Origin of the sequence: Saccharopolyspora halophila, from assembly GCF_039531955.1 — a bacterium.
Lineage (GTDB): Bacteria > Actinomycetota > Actinomycetes > Mycobacteriales > Pseudonocardiaceae > Saccharopolyspora > Saccharopolyspora halophila.
In genome coordinates, this window is record NZ_BAAARA010000007.1 from 239,181 (window position 1) to 256,702 (window position 17,522).

14 protein-coding genes are annotated in these 17,522 nt (G+C 70.3%); 5 read left to right on the forward strand and 9 right to left on the reverse strand.

The features are described 5' to 3' along the window. Positions 1-78: 78 nt before the first annotated feature. Genes ABD289_RS12220 through ABD289_RS12235 form a run of 4 tightly spaced genes read right to left on the reverse strand, consistent with a single transcriptional unit; the run spans position 79 to position 4,787 of the window. Entirely contained in the window at positions 79-648 is a 570-nt protein-coding gene (locus ABD289_RS12220; RefSeq protein ID WP_344130387.1) for a sarcosine oxidase subunit gamma, read from the reverse strand. Next, positions 632-3,307: a 2Fe-2S iron-sulfur cluster-binding protein gene (locus ABD289_RS12225; protein ID WP_344130390.1), complete on the reverse strand. Its 2,676-nt coding sequence runs from the start codon at positions 3,305-3,307 to the stop codon at positions 632-634. Before ABD289_RS12225 ends, ABD289_RS12220 begins: the two co-directional genes overlap by 17 nt. Further along, entirely contained in the window at positions 3,304-3,555 is a 252-nt protein-coding gene (locus ABD289_RS12230) for a sarcosine oxidase subunit delta (protein WP_344130393.1), read from the reverse strand. Before ABD289_RS12230 ends, ABD289_RS12225 begins: the two co-directional genes overlap by 4 nt. An 11-nt stretch (positions 3,556-3,566) precedes the next feature. Then, positions 3,567-4,787 carry a sarcosine oxidase subunit beta family protein gene (locus ABD289_RS12235; RefSeq protein ID WP_344130396.1) on the reverse strand — a complete coding sequence of 407 codons (1,221 nt, stop codon included), beginning with the start codon at positions 4,785-4,787 and terminating at the stop codon, positions 3,567-3,569. Positions 4,788-5,096: 309 nt separating this feature from the next. Between ABD289_RS12235 and ABD289_RS12240 the strand changes: the two genes are divergently transcribed. The 4 genes from ABD289_RS12240 to ABD289_RS12255 all read left to right on the forward strand — a co-directional run bounded on the left by ABD289_RS12240 (position 5,097) and on the right by ABD289_RS12255 (position 11,570). After that, positions 5,097-7,568, forward strand: a complete 2,472-nt coding sequence (locus ABD289_RS12240; RefSeq protein ID WP_425564661.1) for a GcvT family protein — start codon at positions 5,097-5,099, stop codon at positions 7,566-7,568. 174 nt (positions 7,569-7,742) lie between these two features. Beyond that, entirely contained in the window at positions 7,743-8,936 is a 1,194-nt protein-coding gene (locus tag ABD289_RS12245; RefSeq protein WP_344130402.1) for a glycine cleavage T C-terminal barrel domain-containing protein, read from the forward strand. Between the two features lie 32 nt (positions 8,937-8,968). Continuing rightward, complete coding sequence (locus tag ABD289_RS12250) at positions 8,969-9,826, forward strand: methylenetetrahydrofolate reductase (protein WP_344130405.1); 858 nt, start codon at positions 8,969-8,971, stop codon at positions 9,824-9,826. 46 nt (positions 9,827-9,872) lie between these two features. Then, positions 9,873-11,570: a formate--tetrahydrofolate ligase gene (locus tag ABD289_RS12255; RefSeq protein ID WP_344130408.1), complete on the forward strand. Its 1,698-nt coding sequence runs from the start codon at positions 9,873-9,875 to the stop codon at positions 11,568-11,570. A 98-nt stretch (positions 11,571-11,668) separates the two neighbouring features. On the opposite strand, the gene ABD289_RS12260 is transcribed toward ABD289_RS12255, so the two are convergent. The 5 genes from ABD289_RS12260 to ABD289_RS12280 form a co-directional block, all read right to left on the reverse strand. Further along, a complete protein-coding gene (locus ABD289_RS12260) occupies positions 11,669-12,004 on the reverse strand; it encodes a YnfA family protein (RefSeq protein ID WP_344130411.1) in 336 nt (111 codons plus the stop codon). Between the two features lie 45 nt (positions 12,005-12,049). Then, entirely contained in the window at positions 12,050-13,246 is a 1,197-nt protein-coding gene (locus ABD289_RS12265) for an FAD-dependent oxidoreductase (protein WP_344130414.1), read from the reverse strand. After that, positions 13,243-13,821: a TetR/AcrR family transcriptional regulator gene (locus tag ABD289_RS12270; RefSeq protein WP_344130417.1), complete on the reverse strand. Its 579-nt coding sequence runs from the start codon at positions 13,819-13,821 to the stop codon at positions 13,243-13,245. Before ABD289_RS12270 ends, ABD289_RS12265 begins: the two co-directional genes overlap by 4 nt. A 137-nt stretch (positions 13,822-13,958) precedes the next feature. Continuing rightward, positions 13,959-14,372 carry a universal stress protein gene (locus ABD289_RS12275; RefSeq protein WP_344130420.1) on the reverse strand — a complete coding sequence of 138 codons (414 nt, stop codon included), beginning with the start codon at positions 14,370-14,372 and terminating at the stop codon, positions 13,959-13,961. Between the two features lie 164 nt (positions 14,373-14,536). Beyond that, positions 14,537-17,050 (reverse strand): DEAD/DEAH box helicase, encoded by a 2,514-nt coding sequence (locus tag ABD289_RS12280; RefSeq protein ID WP_344130423.1) that lies wholly within the window; start codon positions 17,048-17,050, stop codon positions 14,537-14,539. Positions 17,051-17,200: 150 nt separating this feature from the next. Here ABD289_RS12280 and ABD289_RS12285 point away from each other — a divergent pair, with 150 nt between their 5' ends. Beyond that, positions 17,201-17,407, forward strand: a complete 207-nt coding sequence (locus ABD289_RS12285) for a hypothetical protein (RefSeq protein ID WP_344130426.1) — start codon at positions 17,201-17,203, stop codon at positions 17,405-17,407. Positions 17,408-17,522 lie beyond the last annotated feature (115 nt).

Genomic DNA, 17,522 nt, shown 5'->3' on the forward strand with positions numbered 1-17,522 from the left:
ACCGTATCCGCTTGGCAAAGCTTCCGGCGATCATCTGACAGTTCCTCATTGTGCAACGCCTCGACTCATCTCGCGAGGTTACGAGTTCCAGGGGACGTCCGTGCCGCGTTGCCGGGGTAGATCGGCGTGCTCCGCGGCCGCGTCGAGCAGCGCCGCGGCGAGGTGATCGGCGAAGGAGTTGCGGACCAGGAGGCGGTAGGTGGGCTCGTCGTCCAGCTGCCAGATGACGACCTGGACCCGGGCCACCAGGGTCTGCGCGACGTGACCCGGAGCGAACGAGCGGGGGTGGAGGTCGATCGAGCAGAGCTTGGACAGCAGGTCGCGTGCTGCCGTGCCGTGCAGGCGCAGCGCGGTGCGGGCCGCGGAGACGTCGACGGCGCTGCGGTACGCGGCGGGCTGCCGGGTCGTGCCGAACAGCAGCCACTCGTCCGGGCCGAGCCAGAGCGCGGCGAGGTGTTCATCGCCGGTGACGCGGTTCGGTCCGGGCAACCGCATCCCGAGCGCCTCGCCCGCACGCGTGCGCAGGTTCAACTGGGGCCGGAACGGTTCCTCGACCAGCCGGACCGGTCCGCGCAGTGCCGCGAACTCGGCGGCGCGGTGCGCCAGCGGGCTGCGGCGCAGGGTCTCCCGATCAACGTGCACCGTCACGGCGCGCTCCTTCCGGGTCGTAGAACACCGGCTCGCTCACCCGCACCGGCACCACCCGCGAGCCCAGCGGCACGTCGAGCACCTGGCCGTGGCGTTCGCGTCCGCCGCTGAGCAGCGCGAGGGCGAAGGTGCGGGACAGGATCGCGCTGCGGTAGCTGGAGGTGACGTGCCCGAGCGGGCCCCCCTCCTCGGAGACCAGGTGGGCGCCTTCCGGTAGCAGCTCGGCGGGATCCTCCGGCAGCAGGCCGACGAGCTGCTTTCGATCCGCGCGGGCGGTGTCGGCGCGGTCGAACGAGCGGCGGCCGAGGAAGAAGTCCTTGCGTCGTGAGACCGCCCAATCCATGCCGAGGTCGTACGGGGTGACGGTGCCGTCGGTGTCCTGGCCGACGATGACGAAGCCCTTCTCCGCGCGCAGCACGTGCATGGTCTCGGTGCCGTAGGGCGTGGCGCCGGTTTCCAGCACCGCGTCCCACAGCGCGGGTCCGTACCAGGAGGCGACGTTGATCTCGTAGGCCAGCTCACCGGAGAACGAGATCCGGCAGATCCGCGCTTCGATGCCGTTGCGCAGCACGGTCTCCCGGAGCTGCAGGAACCCGAACTCCGCGGCGGAGACGTCCAGCTGCGGCGCGAGCCGGGCCACCACGTCGCGGGATCCGGGGCCGCTCACCGCCACCGCCGCCCACTGCTCGGTCACCGAGGTCAGCGTCACGTCGAGGTCGGTCCACTCCGTCTGCAACCACTCCTCGAGCCAGTCCAGCACCCCGGCGGCTCCACCGGTGGTGGTGGAGACCAGGTAGCGGTCGGTGGCCAGGCGCAGCGCGACCCCGTCGTCGAAGACCATGCCGTCGGTGGTGCACATGATCCCGTAGCGGCCCTTGCCGACTGCGAGCTTGGCGAAACCGCCGGTGTAGACGCGGTTGAGGAACTCCGGTGCGTCCGGACCGACGACCTCGATGCGGCCCAGTGTGCTGACGTCCTGCGCGGCGACGCCGGTGCGCGCGGCCAGGCACTCCCGGTGCACCGCCGCCGCCATGTCCTCGCCGGGCAGCGGGTAGTAGCGCGGGCGCTTCCACTGGCCGACGTCCTCGAACACCGCTCCCGCGGCGACGTGCTGCGCGTGCATCGGCGTGGTGCGCACCGGATCGTGCAGCGCACCGCGTTCCCGCCCGGCCCACAGAGCCGCGGGGACCGGGACGTAGGGCGGCCGGGCGGCGGTGGTGCCGACGTCCCCGGGGGTGTTGCCGAGGAGTTCGGCGAGCACGCCGATGGCGTTGACCGAGGAGGTCTTCCCCTGATCGCTACCGGTGCCGATGGTGGTGTAGCGCTTGATGTGCTCCACCGACCGCATGCCCGCGCCGACCGCGCGGCGGATGTCGGCGACGGTGGCGTCGCGCTGCAGGTCCACGAAGTGCTCGCGCCAGTCGCCGTGCGGGGTCAGCCACTGCGGCCGCGGTGCCGCGACGGGTTCGGGCGGCAGGTCCGGAAGACGTGGCGGCTCGGCGGGAAAGCCGACCTCGCGGGCTGCTTCGATGCCCGCGGCCACTCCCTCGGCCAGGCAGCCCGGAAGGTCGAAGGTCCCCGCGGCGGCACCGACGACCGGGGGTCCGGTGCCGTGCACCGGGAGGAAAGCGCTGCCGTTCCAGCGGAGCTCACCGCCGAAGAGGTGCAGCACCGGGCTCCAGCCACCGCCGACCGCGAGCAGGTCGCAACCGATCTCCTCGCCGGTGCTCAGCCGGACCGATTCGAGGTGCTCGCCGGTCGTGGCCGCCACCGCGCCGGTGTGCACCCGCGCGCCCAGCTCACGGGCGCCGTCGACCAGGTGGCGCGGCGGCTCCGGACGGGTGTCGACGACCGCGTGCACCCGGCAGCCCGCGGCGGCGAGGGCCGTGGCGGTGGCGTATGCGCTGTCCTCGGTGGTGGCCACGACCGCGTCCCGGCCCGGTAGCACGGCGAACCGGTTCAGGTAGGTGCGCACGGCGGAGGCGAGCATGATGCCGGGCCGGTCGTTGCCCGCGAAGACCAGCGGGCGCTCGTGCGCCCCGGTGGCGAGGACGAGCCGTGTGGTGCGCACGTGCCACATCCGGGTGCCCTGCGCGACGAGCAGGTACCCGTGGTCGTAGTGACCGATGGCGGTGGCCCCGCGCAGCACCCGCGTCTCCGGGAGCTCGGCCAGCTCGGCCACTGCCCGGGAGATCCAGTCCGCCGCGCGATCTCCGCCGAGCTCGTCGTCCTGCTCGACCAGCAGCACGCGCGCTCCCCCGCGCCCGGCCGCGAGCGCGGTAGCGACCCCTGCAGGACCGCCGCCGACCACGGCGACGTCGAAGTGCGCGTACTTGCGGTCGCACTCCGGGGCTTCGGCGCCGGTCAGCCGCCCCACGCCCGCGAGGCTTCGGGCGTCCAGGCCGTCGTGAATCGGCAGCGTGGTCGCCGCGACCATCGGGTCGCCACCGATCTGCGCGAAGGCGTTCGGTTCGGTGCAGTCCGCGGTCAGCACGCCCCTCGGCCGATCCCGGTAGATCGACCGCGCCACCTCGCGGTGCCCGCAGGCCAGCAGCGCCGACGCCAGGGTGTCCCCGGGGTGACCGGTGAACTCGGTGCCGTCGAAGGTGAACCGCACCAGCCGGGAGCGGTCGATCCGGCCGCCGGAGGACAACCTCATCGCCGCACCTCCGCCATCTCGTTGGTCACCGTGTTGCGCTCGACGACGAACCACTGCCTGCAGCCCGCCGAGTGCACCCAGCGCTCCCGGAACCAGCCCGCCGGGTTGTCCCGCACGAACAGGAACTCGCCCCACGCGGAATCGTCGAGCTCCTCCGGTTTCGCGGGGTGGGCGACATCGGCCTGCCCGCCGTAGCGGAACTCGACCTCGTCGCGCTCCCCGCACCAGGGACACCGAATCCGAAGCATCGCCACCTCCTCTAGTGGGCCACACCTGCGGCGCCGTGCTCGTCGATCAGCGCTCCGGTGGTGAAGCGGGACAGGGAGTAAGGCTCGGCCAGCGGGTGCGGCCTGCCGTTGGCGATCGTGTCCGCGTAGACCCAGCCCGCGCCCGGAGTGGCCTTGAAACCTCCTGTGCCCCAACCACAATTGACGTAGAGCCCGTCCCACGGGGTGAGTCCGATGATCGGCGAGGCGTCCGGGGTGACGTCGACGGTGCCCGCCCAGGTGCGGATCACGTGCGCGCGGGCGAAGATCGGGAACAGCTCGAGCGCGGCGGCGAGCTGGCGCTCGATGACGTGCACCGAACCGCGCTGACCGTAGCCGTTGTAGCCGTCGACGCCCGCGCCCAGCACGAGTTCGCCCTTGTGCGCCTGGCTGCAGTAGGCGTGCACGTGGTTGGACATCACCACGCACGGGTGCACCTGCTCCAGCAGCTCGGAGACCATCGCCTGCAGCGGATGGCTCTGCAGCGGCAGCCGCAGTCCGAGCGTGTCGGTGAGCGTGCTGGTGCGCCCGGCAGCCGCGAGGGCGACCCGGTCCGCCCCGATGTCGCCGAGCGAGGTCCGCACGCCGCGCACCCGCTCGCCGTCCCGCAGGAAGCCGGTGACCTCGCAGCCCTGCACGAGGTCTACGCCCATCTCGTCAGCGCGCTTGGCGAACGCCCACGCCACCCGATCGTGCTTGGCGGTACCGGCGCGCGGCTGCCAGGTGGCTCCGAGCACGGGGTAGCGAGCCTGCGGCGAGACGTTGAGGATCGGGCAGATGCGGGCGATCTCGTCCGGTCCCACCCATTCGGCGTCGATCCCGTTGATCCGGTTGGCGAACACCCGCCGGTTGGCGTCGCGGGCTTCCTGCTCGGTGTGCGCCAGGTTGAGCACCCCGCACTGGCTGAGCAGCAGCTCGCAGTCGAGTTCCGCGGGCAGCGTCTCCCACAGCTTCAGGGCGTGCTCGTAGATGCCCGCGCTGGCGTCGAAGAGGTAGTTGGATCGGATGATCGTGGTGTTGCGGGCCATGTTGCCACCGGCCAGCCAGCCGCGCTCGAGCACCGCGACGTCGCGGACGCCGTGGTTGCGCGCCAGGTAGTAGGCCGTGGCGAGTCCGTGACCGCCGGAGCCGACGATCACCACGTCGTAGTGCCGCTTCGGGTCGGGGTTGCGCCACAGCCTCGGTGGCGGTTCGGGTAGGACTGCTGCTGCCACCGCGGCCTCCCAGAGAAGATCCGGGTCCGGCTCTCGCAGCGGCGAATTCGCTTGATCCAGTTGGACTTTCCTCGCGAATCGCCCGCTGTGCGAGTCAGGCTACGAGCGCCGTGCGGGCCGGTCAAACGCCGGGTCCGAATTGGACCGCGCCCGTCAGGAACCTCGGATCTTTCCTTTGACTGCCAACAAGATCCGCTTCTCCGAGAGTTCCGAAATTGCCCCTCTCGTGTTCTTGACGCACCCCTGTGACGAGGCGCACTGTTGCGGTATACGCAGGGAGTTGTCGTAGACGCAACAAGGCGGGCAGCCATGGTTTCGAACGTGGGAACCCTCCTCATCGGGGCGGGCATCGTCGGATGCAGCACCGCCTATCACCTCGCGCGCCTCGGCATCACCGATGTTCTGGTGATCGACCAAGGGCCGCTGCCCGCTACCGGCGGCTCCAGTTCGCACGCTCCCGGCCTGGTCTTCCAGACCAACCCGTCGCTGTCGATGACCAGGCTGGCCGCGGAGACCGTCTCGCTGTTCTCCGAACTCGAGGTCGACGGGCAGCCGTGCTTCTACCCGGTCGGCGGCATCGAGGCCGCGACGACTCCGGAGCGGTGGGACGAGCTGGCCCGCAGGCTGGGGATGGCCACGGCGGCCGGTGTCGAGGGCGAACTGCTCGACCCCGCGCAGGTGCGCGAGCGGTTCCCGCAGGTCGATCCGGAACGGCTGCACGGCGGGCTGCACGTGCCCTCCGACGGCGTGGCCAAGCCGGTGCGGGCCGCCGAGGCGATGATGCGCGAGGCCCGCCGGCTCGGCGTGCGCTTCCTCGGCGGCACCGAGGTGACCGGTTTCGACGTCCAGGACGGGCGGGTGCGCGCGGTGCGCACCAGCGCGGGCGAGATCGTCGCCGAGACCGTGCTGTGCTGCGCGGGCATCTGGGGTCCGAAGATCGGGCGGATGGCCGGGGTGAGCATCCCGGTGCAGCCCGTGGCCCACCAATACGCGGTGACCACGCCGGTGCCGGAACTCCCGCGCGGCGAGGTCGAGGTCGAGCAGCCGACGCTGCGGCACCAGGACCACTCGATGTACTTCCGGCAGATCCACGACCGGATCGGCATCGGTTCCTACCGGCACCGGGTGATGCCGGTGCACAGCGAGGAGATCGTGCCCACCGCCGCACCCGGTGGCGGCGCCGAGGCCTCGTCGGAAGGCGGGGGCTGGAAGGGCATGGCCTCGGTGCAGTCGTTCACGCCGGAGGACTTCGCCGAGCCCTGGGACGAGGCCCGCGCGATGCTGCCCGCGCTGCGCAACACCGAGGTCGGCGAAGGGATGAACGGGCTGTTCCTGTTCACCGCCGACGGGATGCCGGTGCTCGGGCCCTCCCGCGAGCTGGAGAACTTCTGGGTGGCCGAGGCCGTCTGGATCACCCACGCTGGCGGGGTCGGCCGCGCGATGGCGCAGTGGATCGCCGGGCAGGTGCCCGACGTGGACCTGCGTCAAGCCGACCTGCGGCGGTTCGAGGACTTCGCGCACTCCTCGGCCTACGTGGCCGAGCGCAGCGCGCAGACCTTCCGCGAGGTCTACGACATCATCCACCCGCAGCAACCGCCGGAGCGGCCGCGCCCGCTGCGCACCAGCCCGTTCTACGAACGGCAGCGCGAGCTCGGCGCGGTGTTCCTGGAGGCCAACGGGTGGGAGCGTCCGCACTGGTACGAGAACAACGCCGCGCTGCTGGGCGACCGGGAGATCACCGCGCCCGGCACGTGGGCGGGCCGGTTCTTCTCCCCGATCATCGGAGCCGAGCACCAGGCCGCGCGCGAGCGGGTGGCCATGTTCGACATGACCTCGCTGGCCCGCGCCGAGGTCAGCGGTCGTGGTGCGCTGGGCCTGCTGCAGCGGCTGACCACCAACCAGCTGGACCGCAAGCCCGGCTACGTGACCTACACGCTGATGCTCGAACCCACCGGCGGGGTGCGCGCCGACATCACCGTGGCACGGCTGGAAACCGGGCACTTCCAGGTCGGCTGCAACGGGCCCCGCGACATCGCCTGGCTGCGCGCGCACGCCGACGAGACCACGCACGTCCGCGACATCACCGGCGGCACCTGCTGCATCGGGCTGTGGGGACCGCGCGCACGCGACGTGCTGGCATCGCTGGCCGACACCGACGTCTCCGACACGGCGTTCCGGTTCTTCCGCGCGCAGCGGCTGCACGTCGGTGAAGTCCCGGTGGTGGCGCTGCGACTGTCCTATGTGGGCGAGCTCGGCTGGGAGCTCTACACCTCCGCCGAGTTCGGCAGGCGCCTGTGGGACCTGCTGGCCGAGGCCGGGCGGCCGCACGGGATCTTCGCGGCCGGGCGCGGCGCGTTCAACGGGATGCGCCTGGAGAAGGGCTACCGCGCCTGGGGCGCGGACATGTGGAGCGAGCACGACCCGGACGAGGCGGGACTGGCCTTCGCGGTCAAACCGGACAAGGGCGAGTTCATCGGTCGCGACGCTCTGCTGCGCCGCCGCGAGACCCCGCCGCAGCGTCGCCTGTGCTGCCTGCGCATCGACGACGGGACGGTGCTGATGGGCGGTGAACCGGTCCTCGCCGACGGCTCCGCGGTCGGTTTCACCACCAGCGCCGGTTACGGCCACACCGTCGGAGCCGGCCTGGCCTACGCCTGGCTGCCCGCGGCGCGGTCCGAACCGGGCACCTCGCTGGAGGTGTCCTACTTCCACCACCGACATCCGGCCACGGTCGTCGAGGACCCCGTCTTCGACCCGGAAATGCACCGCATGCGCGCATAAGGACGGTCTCCCCAGCACGGGGACGACACCACCCAAGGCCCCGGCGAACCTCGGGGTCCCCTCCCAGCACCCCAAAAAACCTCGAAAACGCAACACCGATTTCCAGGGAATTCGGTCCCCCGATTTCCCTGGAAATCCGTCACTCATCACTCCGACGTGGCTCTGGAGGGGCACATGACGATCAACCCGAACCCTGGGGTTCTGCTCTACCCGCGACTGCGGAAGTCGCCGTTCTTCTACGCCTCGCGGCGGCACGGCGTGGAGCTCTACAGCGTGTACAACCACACGTACCACGCCCGGCACTACGGCGATCCGGTCGAGGAGTACTGGGCGCTGCTCGAGGGCGTGACGTTGTGGGACGTCGGCGTCGAGCGGCAAGTCGAGATCACCGGCCCCGACGCGTTCGAGTTCACCAACATGCTCGTGCCCCGCGACCTGAACAAGTGCAAGGTCGGGCAGTGCAAGTACGTGTTCGTCACCGGCACCGACGGCGGGATCCTCAACGACCCGGTGCTGCTGCGGCTCGGCGAGAACCACTTCTGGCTCTCGCTCGCCGACAGCGACATCCTCATGTGGGCGCGCGCGCTGGCCTACGGCCTGGGCATGGACGTGCAGATCCGCGAGCCCGACGTCGGACCGGTGCAGGTGCAGGGCCCGCTGTCCGGCGCGGTGATGTCGGACCTGTTCGGGGAATCCATCTTGGATATTCCCTATTACTACGCGGTGGAACGAGAGCTCGACGGCATGCAGGTCGTCGTCTCGCGGACCGGCTACACCGCCGAGCTCGGCTACGAGATCTACCTGCACAACGCCTCGCGCGACGGGGTGCGGCTGTGGGACCGGATCTGGGAGGCCGGCGAGCCGCACGGGCTCAAGGTGATCGGCCCGTGCCACATCCGCCGCATCGAGGCCGGAATCCTGTCCTGGGGTTGCGACATCACCGCCGAGACCAACCCCTTCGAGGCGGGCTACGGCTTCGAGAAGACGTGGATGGTCGATCTCGACCAGGAAGCGGATTTCATCGGCAAGGACGCGCTGCGGCGCATCAAGTCCGAGGGGATCAGCCGCAAGCTGGTCGGCGTGGAGATCGGCGGACCGAGCGTGGGGTCGTTCAACGACGGTTCCATGATCGACGTGTTCGACGTGCACGACCCGCACGGGCTGCGCATCGGAGAGGTGACCTCGGCCTGCCGCTCGCCGCGGCTGGAACGCAACATCGGCTACGCGACCGTGCCGATCGCCTACCACGAACCCGGCACCGAGCTGGTCGTGCACACCCAGCACGGTCCGCAGCAGGCCGTGGTGGTCGAGAAGCCGTTCCTCGACCCGACCAAGGACATCCCCAAGCGCCTCCAGCGCACGGCATGAGAACCGCGGCGGAGAGATAGGGGCGGTTGAAAATGACCGAGACGATGGACCGAGCGGCGCTGCACCGCTCGCTGGAAGCGATGCGCTTCGAAGTGCTGCCGGTCAAGGGCGCGCTCGCGCAAGCCGAACTGCTCGAACCCGGCAGCACGGTGACCGTGACCGCCTCGGCGGCCAAGGGCATCGAACCGACCCTGGACACCGCTGCCCGGCTCACCGCGCTCGGTCTGCACGTGGTGCCGCACCTGGCGGCCCGTTCGGTCGGTGATCGCGCGCACCTGCGCGCGATCACCGACCGGCTGGCCGGGCTCGGGGTGACCGAGGTGTTCGTGGTGGCCGGTGACGCGAATCAACCTGCCGGCGAGTTCGCCGACTCGCTATCGCTGCTGCAGGCGATGGACGAGGTGCCCAACCGGCCCGGGCGCATCGGCATCAGCGGCTACCCCGAACGCCACGCGTTCATCCCGGACGCCTCGGCCATCCGGTCCATGAGCGATAAAGCCCGTTACGCCGACTACGTGGTTTCGCAGATTTGCTTCGACCCGGAAACGATCTCCGCATGGGCCCGTGACGTGCAGTTTCGCGGGGTCGGACTGCCCATCTACGTGGGTGCTCCTGGGGTGGTGGACGCGCGACGGCTGTTGCGCATCGCGCTGAAGATCGGGTTGGGTGAGTCGACGCGCTTCCTCAGGAAGCAGTACGGAACAGTGTCGCGAATGCTGACCCGCTACACCCCGGAGGAGCTGTTCGACGAGCTGGCACCGCAGCTGATCGACCCGGCGACCGGGATCGCGGGATGGCACCTGTTCACCTTCAACGAGATAGCCAGGACCGTGCAGTGGCGGGACGAGCTGATCGCCCGGCTGGCCGGCCGCGCCGACCAGTCGGCCTAGCCCTGCACCGGGTTTTCGGCCGGGTGACCACCAGGGAGGTCCCAGCATGGCAATTCCGTCCGATTTGGACATCTCGCGCTCCGCGCAGCTGCAGCCGATGACCGATGTCGCGGCTCAGCTGGGCATCGGCGAGCACCTGCTCGAACCGTACGGACGCAACGTCGCGAAGATCTCGCTGGACGCCGTCGAAGAGCTCGCCGATCGGCCCCGGGCGCGCTACGTGGTGGTCTCGGCCATCACCCCGACCCCGCTCGGCGAGGGCAAGACGACCACGACGGTCGGGCTCGGGCAGGCGCTGAACCACATCGGCAAGCGCTCGACGGTGGCCGTGCGCCAACCGTCGATGGGCCCGACCTTCGGCATCAAGGGCGGTGCCGCCGGCGGCGGCTACAGCCAGGTCGTGCCGATGGAATCGCTGAACCTGCACCTCACCGGTGACATGCACGCGGTCACGGCCGCGCACAACCTGCTGGCCGCGATGGTGGACAACCACCTGCACAAGGGCAACGAGCTGGGCCTGGACCCGCACAAGATCACTTGGCGGCGGGTGCTCGACGTCAACGACCGGGATCTGCGCAACATCATCTCCGGGCTCGGCGGCAAGCAGGACGGCGCGCCCCGGCAGTCGGGCTTCGACATCACCGCGGCCAGCGAGGTCATGGCCGTGCTCGCGCTGTCCACCTCGCTGCAGGACCTGCGCAAGCGGCTGGGCCGGATCGTGGTCGGCTACACCACCGACGGCGATCCGGTCACCGCCGAGCAGCTCAAGGCCGCGGGCGCGATGGCGGTCATCATGCGCGAGGCGCTGAAGCCGAACCTGATGCAGACCACCGAGAACACGCCGGTGCTGGTGCACGCGGGTCCGTTCGGCAACATCGCGCACGGCAACTCCTCGATCGTGGCCGACCTGGTCGCCAGCCGATGCACCGATTACCTGATCACCGAGGCCGGGTTCGGCGCGGACATGGGCGCCGAGCGGTTCTTCAACATCAAGTGCCGCACCTCCGGGCTGCAGCCGGACGCGGCGGTGCTGGTGGCCACGGTGCGCGCGCTCAAGGCGCACTCGGGTCGTTACAAGGTGGTCGCGGGCAAGCCGTTGCCGCCGGAACTGCTGGCCGAGGGCCCCGAGGACGTGCTCGCGGGTGCGGACAACCTGCGCAAGCAGATCGACAACATCCGGCTGCACGGCGTGTCCCCGGTGGTGGCGATCAACGCCTTCCCCACCGATCACCCCAGCGAGCACGAGGCCATCCGGCAGGTCGCCGAGGCCGAGGGCGCCCGCGTGGCGGTCAGCAACCACTTCACCGAGGGCGGCCCCGGCGGTGCGGAGCTGGCCGAGGCCGTCGCCGAGGCCGCCGAGGAGCCCTCCGGGTTCCAGGTCCTCTACCCCGATGAAGCGGACCTGCGCACCAAGATCGAGACGATCGCGACCAAGGTCTACGGCGCCGACGGCGTCTCGTACGCGCCCGCGGCCGCGCGAGCGCTGGACAGCTACGAGGCCAACGGCTACGGCGAGCTGCCGGTCTGCATCGCCAAGACCCATCTGTCGCTGAGCTCGGATCCCGGCCTGCTGGGCGCTCCGACGGGCTGGACGCTACCGGTCCGCGAGGTCCGCGCCTCGGTCGGCGCGGGGTTCGTCTACCCCATCTGCGGGGACATGCGCACCATGCCCGGCCTCGGCTCGCGCCCCGCGGCCGAGTCCATCGACCTCGACGACCAGGGCAACATCACCGGTCTCAGCTGACCCCCGGCGCGAGCGGGACGCGGAATTCCAGGGAATTCCGCGTCCCGTTTCTCGCGGTTCCCGGGGCGCGAGGGTGAGCTCGGGCGTGTCCTGGCAGGTCAGGCGGGACGCGGCATGTACATGATCACCGCGACCCCGATCAGGCAGATCACGGCACCGGTGATGTCCCAGCGATCCGGGCGGAAGCCGTCCATGACCACGCCCCACACCAGCGAGCCCGCGACGAAGACCCCGCCGTAGGCGGCCAGGATCCGGCCGAAGTGCGGGTCGGGTTGCAGGGTCGCGACGAAGCCGTAGAGGCCCAGCGCGATCACTCCCGCACCCATCCAGAGCAGCCCGCGGTGCTCGCGCACGCCTTGCCAGATCAGCCAGGCACCGCCGATCTCGGCGATGGCGGCCAGCACGAACAACACCACGGACCGGAACACACCCATGGCGGGCACGCTAGCCCGGCCGTCGAACGCTCGCCGCAGGCGGGATCACTCGCCGGCCGGGATCGGCGAGGACTCCCGCTCGGCCGCGCGCAAGCTGGTGATCAGACCGGTTGACTTGCCCGCGAGCCGAGCGGTCACGTAGCGGTTCAGGACCGGGAGCTTTGCCAGGGCCAACGTCGCGCGGCGGAAGTGCAGCTGCAGCTTGGATCCGGGCAGGAACCAGCGCGCCGCGCTGCGCCCGGTCTGCTGCTTCTCCTCCACGACCGGACGCCACAGCCGCTCGTAGTCGGCCAGCGCCTCCGGAACCGAAGTCGAGCGAGCCAGCCGGTCGGCGAGCACGTAGGCGCCCGAGATGGCCAGCGAAGCACCCTGCCCGGCCAGCAACGATACCGCGTAGCAGGCGTCGCCGAGCAGCACCACGCGCCCGGAGCTCCAGCTCGGCATCCGGATCTGGGCGACCTGGTCGTAGTAGATGTCCTCGGCGGGGCACGCCCGCAACGCCTGCGGCACCACCCAGCCGAGACCCCGGTAGGCCTCGCGGATCGCGGGCCGCGGCTCGGCAGGCAGTCGCGGGTCCGCGGGGCGGTGCACGGCGAACGCGGCGACCCGCCCGTCGCGGAGCCCGTAGAAGCCCATCTGCCGGTCCACGGTGTCGGTGAGGCAGAACCGGCCCGCCACCTCGGCGTGGATCTCCGGGTCGTCGAAGCTGAACGCGGCGGTGTGCAGTCCCAGGTCGTGCAGGAACCGCTCCTCGGGCCCGAACACCGCCGCGCGCACGGCGGAGTGCACGCCGTCCGCCCCGACGAGCAGGTCCGCTTCCACCGAGGTGTCGTCGAGCTCGACGGTGACCCGGTCGCCGGTGTCGTCCACGCCGGTCAGCCGGGTGCCGTACCGCAGGTCAACGTCGTCCGGAAGCGCCTCGCGCAACACCTCTTCCAGATCCGGACGCATGATGCTCAGCAGGCGCCCGGAGGCGACCGCGGGCGTGTGGATGCTGGCCCGTTCCCGACCGGTCTCGTCGACGAAGCTCGCCCGCTCGATGGCGTACGCGCGCGCACCGATCGCGGGCAACAGCCCCATCGCCTCGGCCGCGTCGTAGCCCGGACCGAAGAAGTCGATCATGTAGCCCTGCCCGCGCGGGCCGGGTGCCCGCTCGACGACCACGACCTCGTCGCCCCGGGCGGACAACCGGTTGGCCAGCGCGAGCCCGGCGATGCCGGCTCCGCAGATCACGACCTTCATGGCAGATCCCTCCTCTGCTCGACGAGTCGCAGCAGGACCTGCACCAGCTGTTCGGTGTCCTGGCCCGCGCCCAGCCCGCGGTGCAGCAGCAGCCCGTCCAGCGCGCCACCCAGCACGGCCGCGGTGGCCTCCGGTGCGGGCACGTCGTTGCGGGCGAGCAGGGCGCTCAACCAGTCGGTGAACCGCTCGACCTCGCCGCGGACCGCCTCGCGCAGCTGCTCGTCGCGCGTGGCGGCCAGGTAGCCCTCGATGAACACCTGCGAGGTCGGATCGTCGCCGGAGTAGCCCTCCACCATCGAGAACATCGCGCGCACTACCTCGGCCGGATCGGCCGTCTCGGTGAGGGCGGACTCGAACTCGGTCATCATCCGCCGCATCAGCTCGTGGACGGCCTCGTTCATCAGCTCGCGCACCGACGCGAAGTGGTAGTGCACCACGCTCGGATTCACCCCGGCGCGATCGGCGAGCACGCGGGTGCTCACCCCGGCCCAGCCGCGCTCCGGAATGAGCTCGACGGCCGCGGCCAGCAGCTTCTCCCGAACCACGCGCCCCCGTTCCGCCGCAGCCGAACTCACCGGACACCTCCAGGTCGATTGTTCAGGTCAGTCGTCCTGTACGACTGCCCTGACAGTACGCCGCACATCGCCCAGACGCCAGCGGCGCGCGCCGTCGATTGCGGCGAAGAACGTGCGATTCCCGGGAAACCAGCAGGTCAGCGAACCACGACGACCGGGCAGACGGCGTGGTGAACGATCTTGAGCGCCACCGATCCGACCAACATGCCGGTGAAAGCACCGTGCCCCTTGTCCCCCACGACCATCAGGTCGGCCTGCCGGGACAGCGCGATGAACTCGTCGACGGTGTTCCCGCGGATCACCCGAGAACGGACGTCCGCCCTCGGGTACTCGGACTGGACGGTGGCCACCGCCGCACCCAGGGCCTCGCGAGCCTGGCCCGCCAGCTCGCTCTCCGTGGCCGCCATCCGGTACCCGAACTGCACCGGCTGGTGCCAGACGGTGATCGCGTGCACCAGCCCACCGACCTGGCAGATGTGGTCCGCGGCCCAGCGCAGGGCCTTCACCGACTCCTCGGAACCGTCCACCCCGACGACGACGGTCTGCGGCATTCCCGACCTCCTACGAGCCACCACGGCACAACGCCCGCAGCCTAGAAGCCCGCGCGATCAGTCGCACCCCACATCACACGACCGGCGGCGGGAACGGGAGCGCAAGACACCGGTCGCCCGGCGTTCGGCCCTTGCCAGACCGCCCCGGCGGCCGGGCGCCCGGCTCACTGCGGACCGACGTCGGTCACCCGCAGCACGGCGTGGCCGGCCTCGTCGGAGGCCTCGAGATCCACCTCGGCGCTGATTCCCCAGTCGTGGTCCTGCTCGGGGTCGGCGAAGATCTGGCGCACCAGCCAGCGCGTGGACTCCTCGGTGATCATCAGCAGCGCGGGCCCGCGGGCGTCCTGGCCGATCCCGATCTCGTCGTACTCCTCGAAGTAGTCCTCGATGGCCGATTCCCAGGCCGCGGCGTCCCAGCCGTCCTCGCCGTCGAGCTCGCCGAGCTCGGCGTAGCGGCGCAGCGAGGCGAGCTCGACGCGGCGGAACATCGCGTTGCGCACCTGCACCCGGAAGGCGCGAGTGTTGCGGGTGACGCGTTCGGGCGCGTGCTCGACGATCGGGGTGTCGTCCTCGTCGCCGGGGTTGCGCAGCTTCTCCCACTCGTCGAGCAGGCTGGAGTCGACCTGGCGGACCAGTTCGCCGAGCCACTCGATGATGTCGGTGAGCTCCTCGGACTTGGCATCGTCCGGCACCGTGTGCCGCAACGCCTTGTAGACGTCGGCGAGGTAGCGCAGCACCAGCCCTTCGGAGCGGGCCAGGCTGTAGTGGTTGACGAACTCGACGAAGTTCATCGCCCGTTCGAACATGTCGCGGGCCACCGACTTCGGCGACAGCTCGTGCTCGCCGACCCAGGGGTGACCCTTTCGATAGGTCTCGTAAGCGGCCTCGAGGATCTCCTCGAGGGGCTTGGGATAGGTGATCTCCTCGAGCAGTTCCATCCGCTCGTCGTACTCGATGCCGTCGGCCTTCATCTGCGCGACGGCCTCGCCGCGGGCCTTGAACTGCTGCTGCGCCAGCACCTGCCTCGGGTTGTCCAGCGTGGACTCGATGACCGAGAGCACGTCCAGCGCGTAGGTCGGCGACTGCTCGTCGAACAGCTCGATGGCCGCCAGCGCGAACGGCGACAGCGGCTGGTTGAGCGCGAAGTCGAACTGCAGGTCCACGGTCACCCGCACCCGGCGGCCCTGCTCGTCGGGTGCGTCAAGGCGCTCGACCACGTCCGCGGCCAGCAGCGCCCGGTAGATCGCGATGGCTCGCAGGATGTGCTTGCGCTGGGAAGCGCGGTCCTCGTGGTTGTCCTCGAGCAGGTGCCGCATCGCGGTGAACGCGTCGCCGGGGCGGTTGATGACGTTGAGCAGCATCGAGTGGCTGACGTTGAAGCTCGACCGCAGCGGCTCGGGCTCGGCCGAGACCAGCTTCTCGAAGGTCTTCTCGCTCCAGGACACGAAGCCCTCGGGAGCCTTCTTGCGCACCAGCTTGCGCTTCTTCTTCGGGTCGTCAGCCACCTTGGCCAGCGCCCGCTCGTTCTCGATCTCGTGCTCGGGCGCCTGCACCACCACGTACCCGGCGGTGTCGTAGCCCGCGCGGCCCGCGCGACCGGCGACCTGGTGGAACTCGCGGGCCTTGAGGTGCCGGGTGCGCACGCCGTCGTACTTGGTCAGGCCGGTGATCAGCACGGTCCGGATCGGCACGTTGATGCCCACGCCGAGGGTGTCCGTGCCGCAGATGACCTTCAGCAGTCCGGCCTGCGCGAGCTGCTCCACCAGCCGCCGGTACTTGGGCAGCATCCCGGCGTGGTGCACGCCGATGCCGTGCCGCACCAGCCGCGAGAGCGTCTTGCCGAAGCCCGCGGTGAACCGGAAGTCCCCGATCGCCTCGGCGATCCGGTCGCGCTGCTCGCGGGAGGCGACCTTGACGCTCATCAGCGCTTGCGCCTGCTCCAGGGCGTGGGCCTGGTTGAAGTAGACGACGTAGATCGGGGCCTGCTGACCGGCCAGCAGCTCCTCGATGGTCTCGTGCAGCGGTGTCTTCGCGTAGCGGAAGTTCAGCGGGATGGGCCGCTCAGCGGAGGTGACCACCGCCGTATCGCGGCCGGTGCGCCGCGCGAGGTCCTTCTCGAAGTAGCTGACGTCGCCCAGCGTGGCCGACATGATCACGAACTGGGCGCGGCGCAGCTCCAGCATCGGCACCTGCCACGCCCAGCCGCGGTCGGGCTCGGCGTAGAAGTGGAACTCGTCCATCACGACCTGATCCACATCGGCCTCGGCGCCGTCGCGCAGCGCGATGTTGGCCAGGATCTCGGCGGTGCAGCAGATGATCGGAGCCTCGGCGTTGACGCTGGAATCGCCGGTCATCATCCCGACGTTGTCCGGACCGAAGACCTCGACGAGGCTGAAGAACTTCTCCGAGACCAGCGCCTTGATCGGCGCGGTGTAGAAGCTGCGCTTGCCCGCGGCCAGCGCGGTGAAGTGCGCCCCGACGGCGACCAGGCTCTTGCCCGACCCGGTCGGCGTGCTCAGGATCAGGTTCGCACCGGTGACGACCTCCATCAGCGCCTCCTCCTGCGCCGGATAGAGCTCGATGCCCTGATCGAGGGTCCATTCGACGAACCCCTCGAACAGAGCGTCCGAGTCCGGTTCACCGGCGGCAGAGTCTGGGAGCTGATCCGTGAGCATCATCGTGGCCCCATCGTCCCCGGTCACCCCGACAACGGAGCACCCGGGGTCGGGGTGGGCCGGTTGCTCCAGCGAGGTGGCGGAACTGGTGCGGGGCGGCGCCGATCGGGGACCATTCGGACGAGGTCTGCACCGAACAGGAGGGAGGAGACCTTGGAACGCAGCGTTCGGTTCGTCGGCGGGCCGCTGGACGGGCGGGTCCAGGACCTGCGCGAGCACGAAGCCGTGACCGGACGGCTGCTCAAGCACATCCACCTGCACGACGGCCCCAAGATCGAAACGCACTACGAGCTGCACTACACCCCGCAACACGGCTGGGTCTACCACCTCGCACCGCGCAGCCGCGACAGTCTTGCCTGAAGGAGAGGCTTCGCTTCGCGGCCTGCCCAGCGGCGCTGACAGTTTTGCCTAAAACTGTGCGGAGGCCGCGCCCGAAACGTCCGGACAGTTTTAGGCAAAACTGTCGGATTGCCGC

Coding starts and splice junctions, on each gene's coding strand:
- ABD289_RS12225 (WP_344130390.1), bottom strand. CDS start 3,307: ATGAGGTTGTCCTCCGGCGGCCGGATCGACCGCTCCCGGCTGGTGCGG.
- ABD289_RS12230 (WP_344130393.1), bottom strand. CDS start 3,555: ATGCTTCGGATTCGGTGTCCCTGGTGCGGGGAGCGCGACGAGGTCGAG.
- ABD289_RS12240 (WP_425564661.1), top strand. CDS start 5,097: ATGGTTTCGAACGTGGGAACCCTCCTCATCGGGGCGGGCATCGTCGGA.
- ABD289_RS12245 (WP_344130402.1), top strand. CDS start 7,743: ATGACGATCAACCCGAACCCTGGGGTTCTGCTCTACCCGCGACTGCGG.
- ABD289_RS12250 (WP_344130405.1), top strand. CDS start 8,969: ATGACCGAGACGATGGACCGAGCGGCGCTGCACCGCTCGCTGGAAGCG.
- ABD289_RS12255 (WP_344130408.1), top strand. CDS start 9,873: ATGGCAATTCCGTCCGATTTGGACATCTCGCGCTCCGCGCAGCTGCAG.
- ABD289_RS12260 (WP_344130411.1), bottom strand. CDS start 12,004: ATGGGTGTGTTCCGGTCCGTGGTGTTGTTCGTGCTGGCCGCCATCGCC.
- ABD289_RS12265 (WP_344130414.1), bottom strand. CDS start 13,246: ATGAAGGTCGTGATCTGCGGAGCCGGCATCGCCGGGCTCGCGCTGGCC.
- ABD289_RS12275 (WP_344130420.1), bottom strand. CDS start 14,372: ATGCCGCAGACCGTCGTCGTCGGGGTGGACGGTTCCGAGGAGTCGGTG.
- ABD289_RS12280 (WP_344130423.1), bottom strand. CDS start 17,050: ATGATGCTCACGGATCAGCTCCCAGACTCTGCCGCCGGTGAACCGGAC.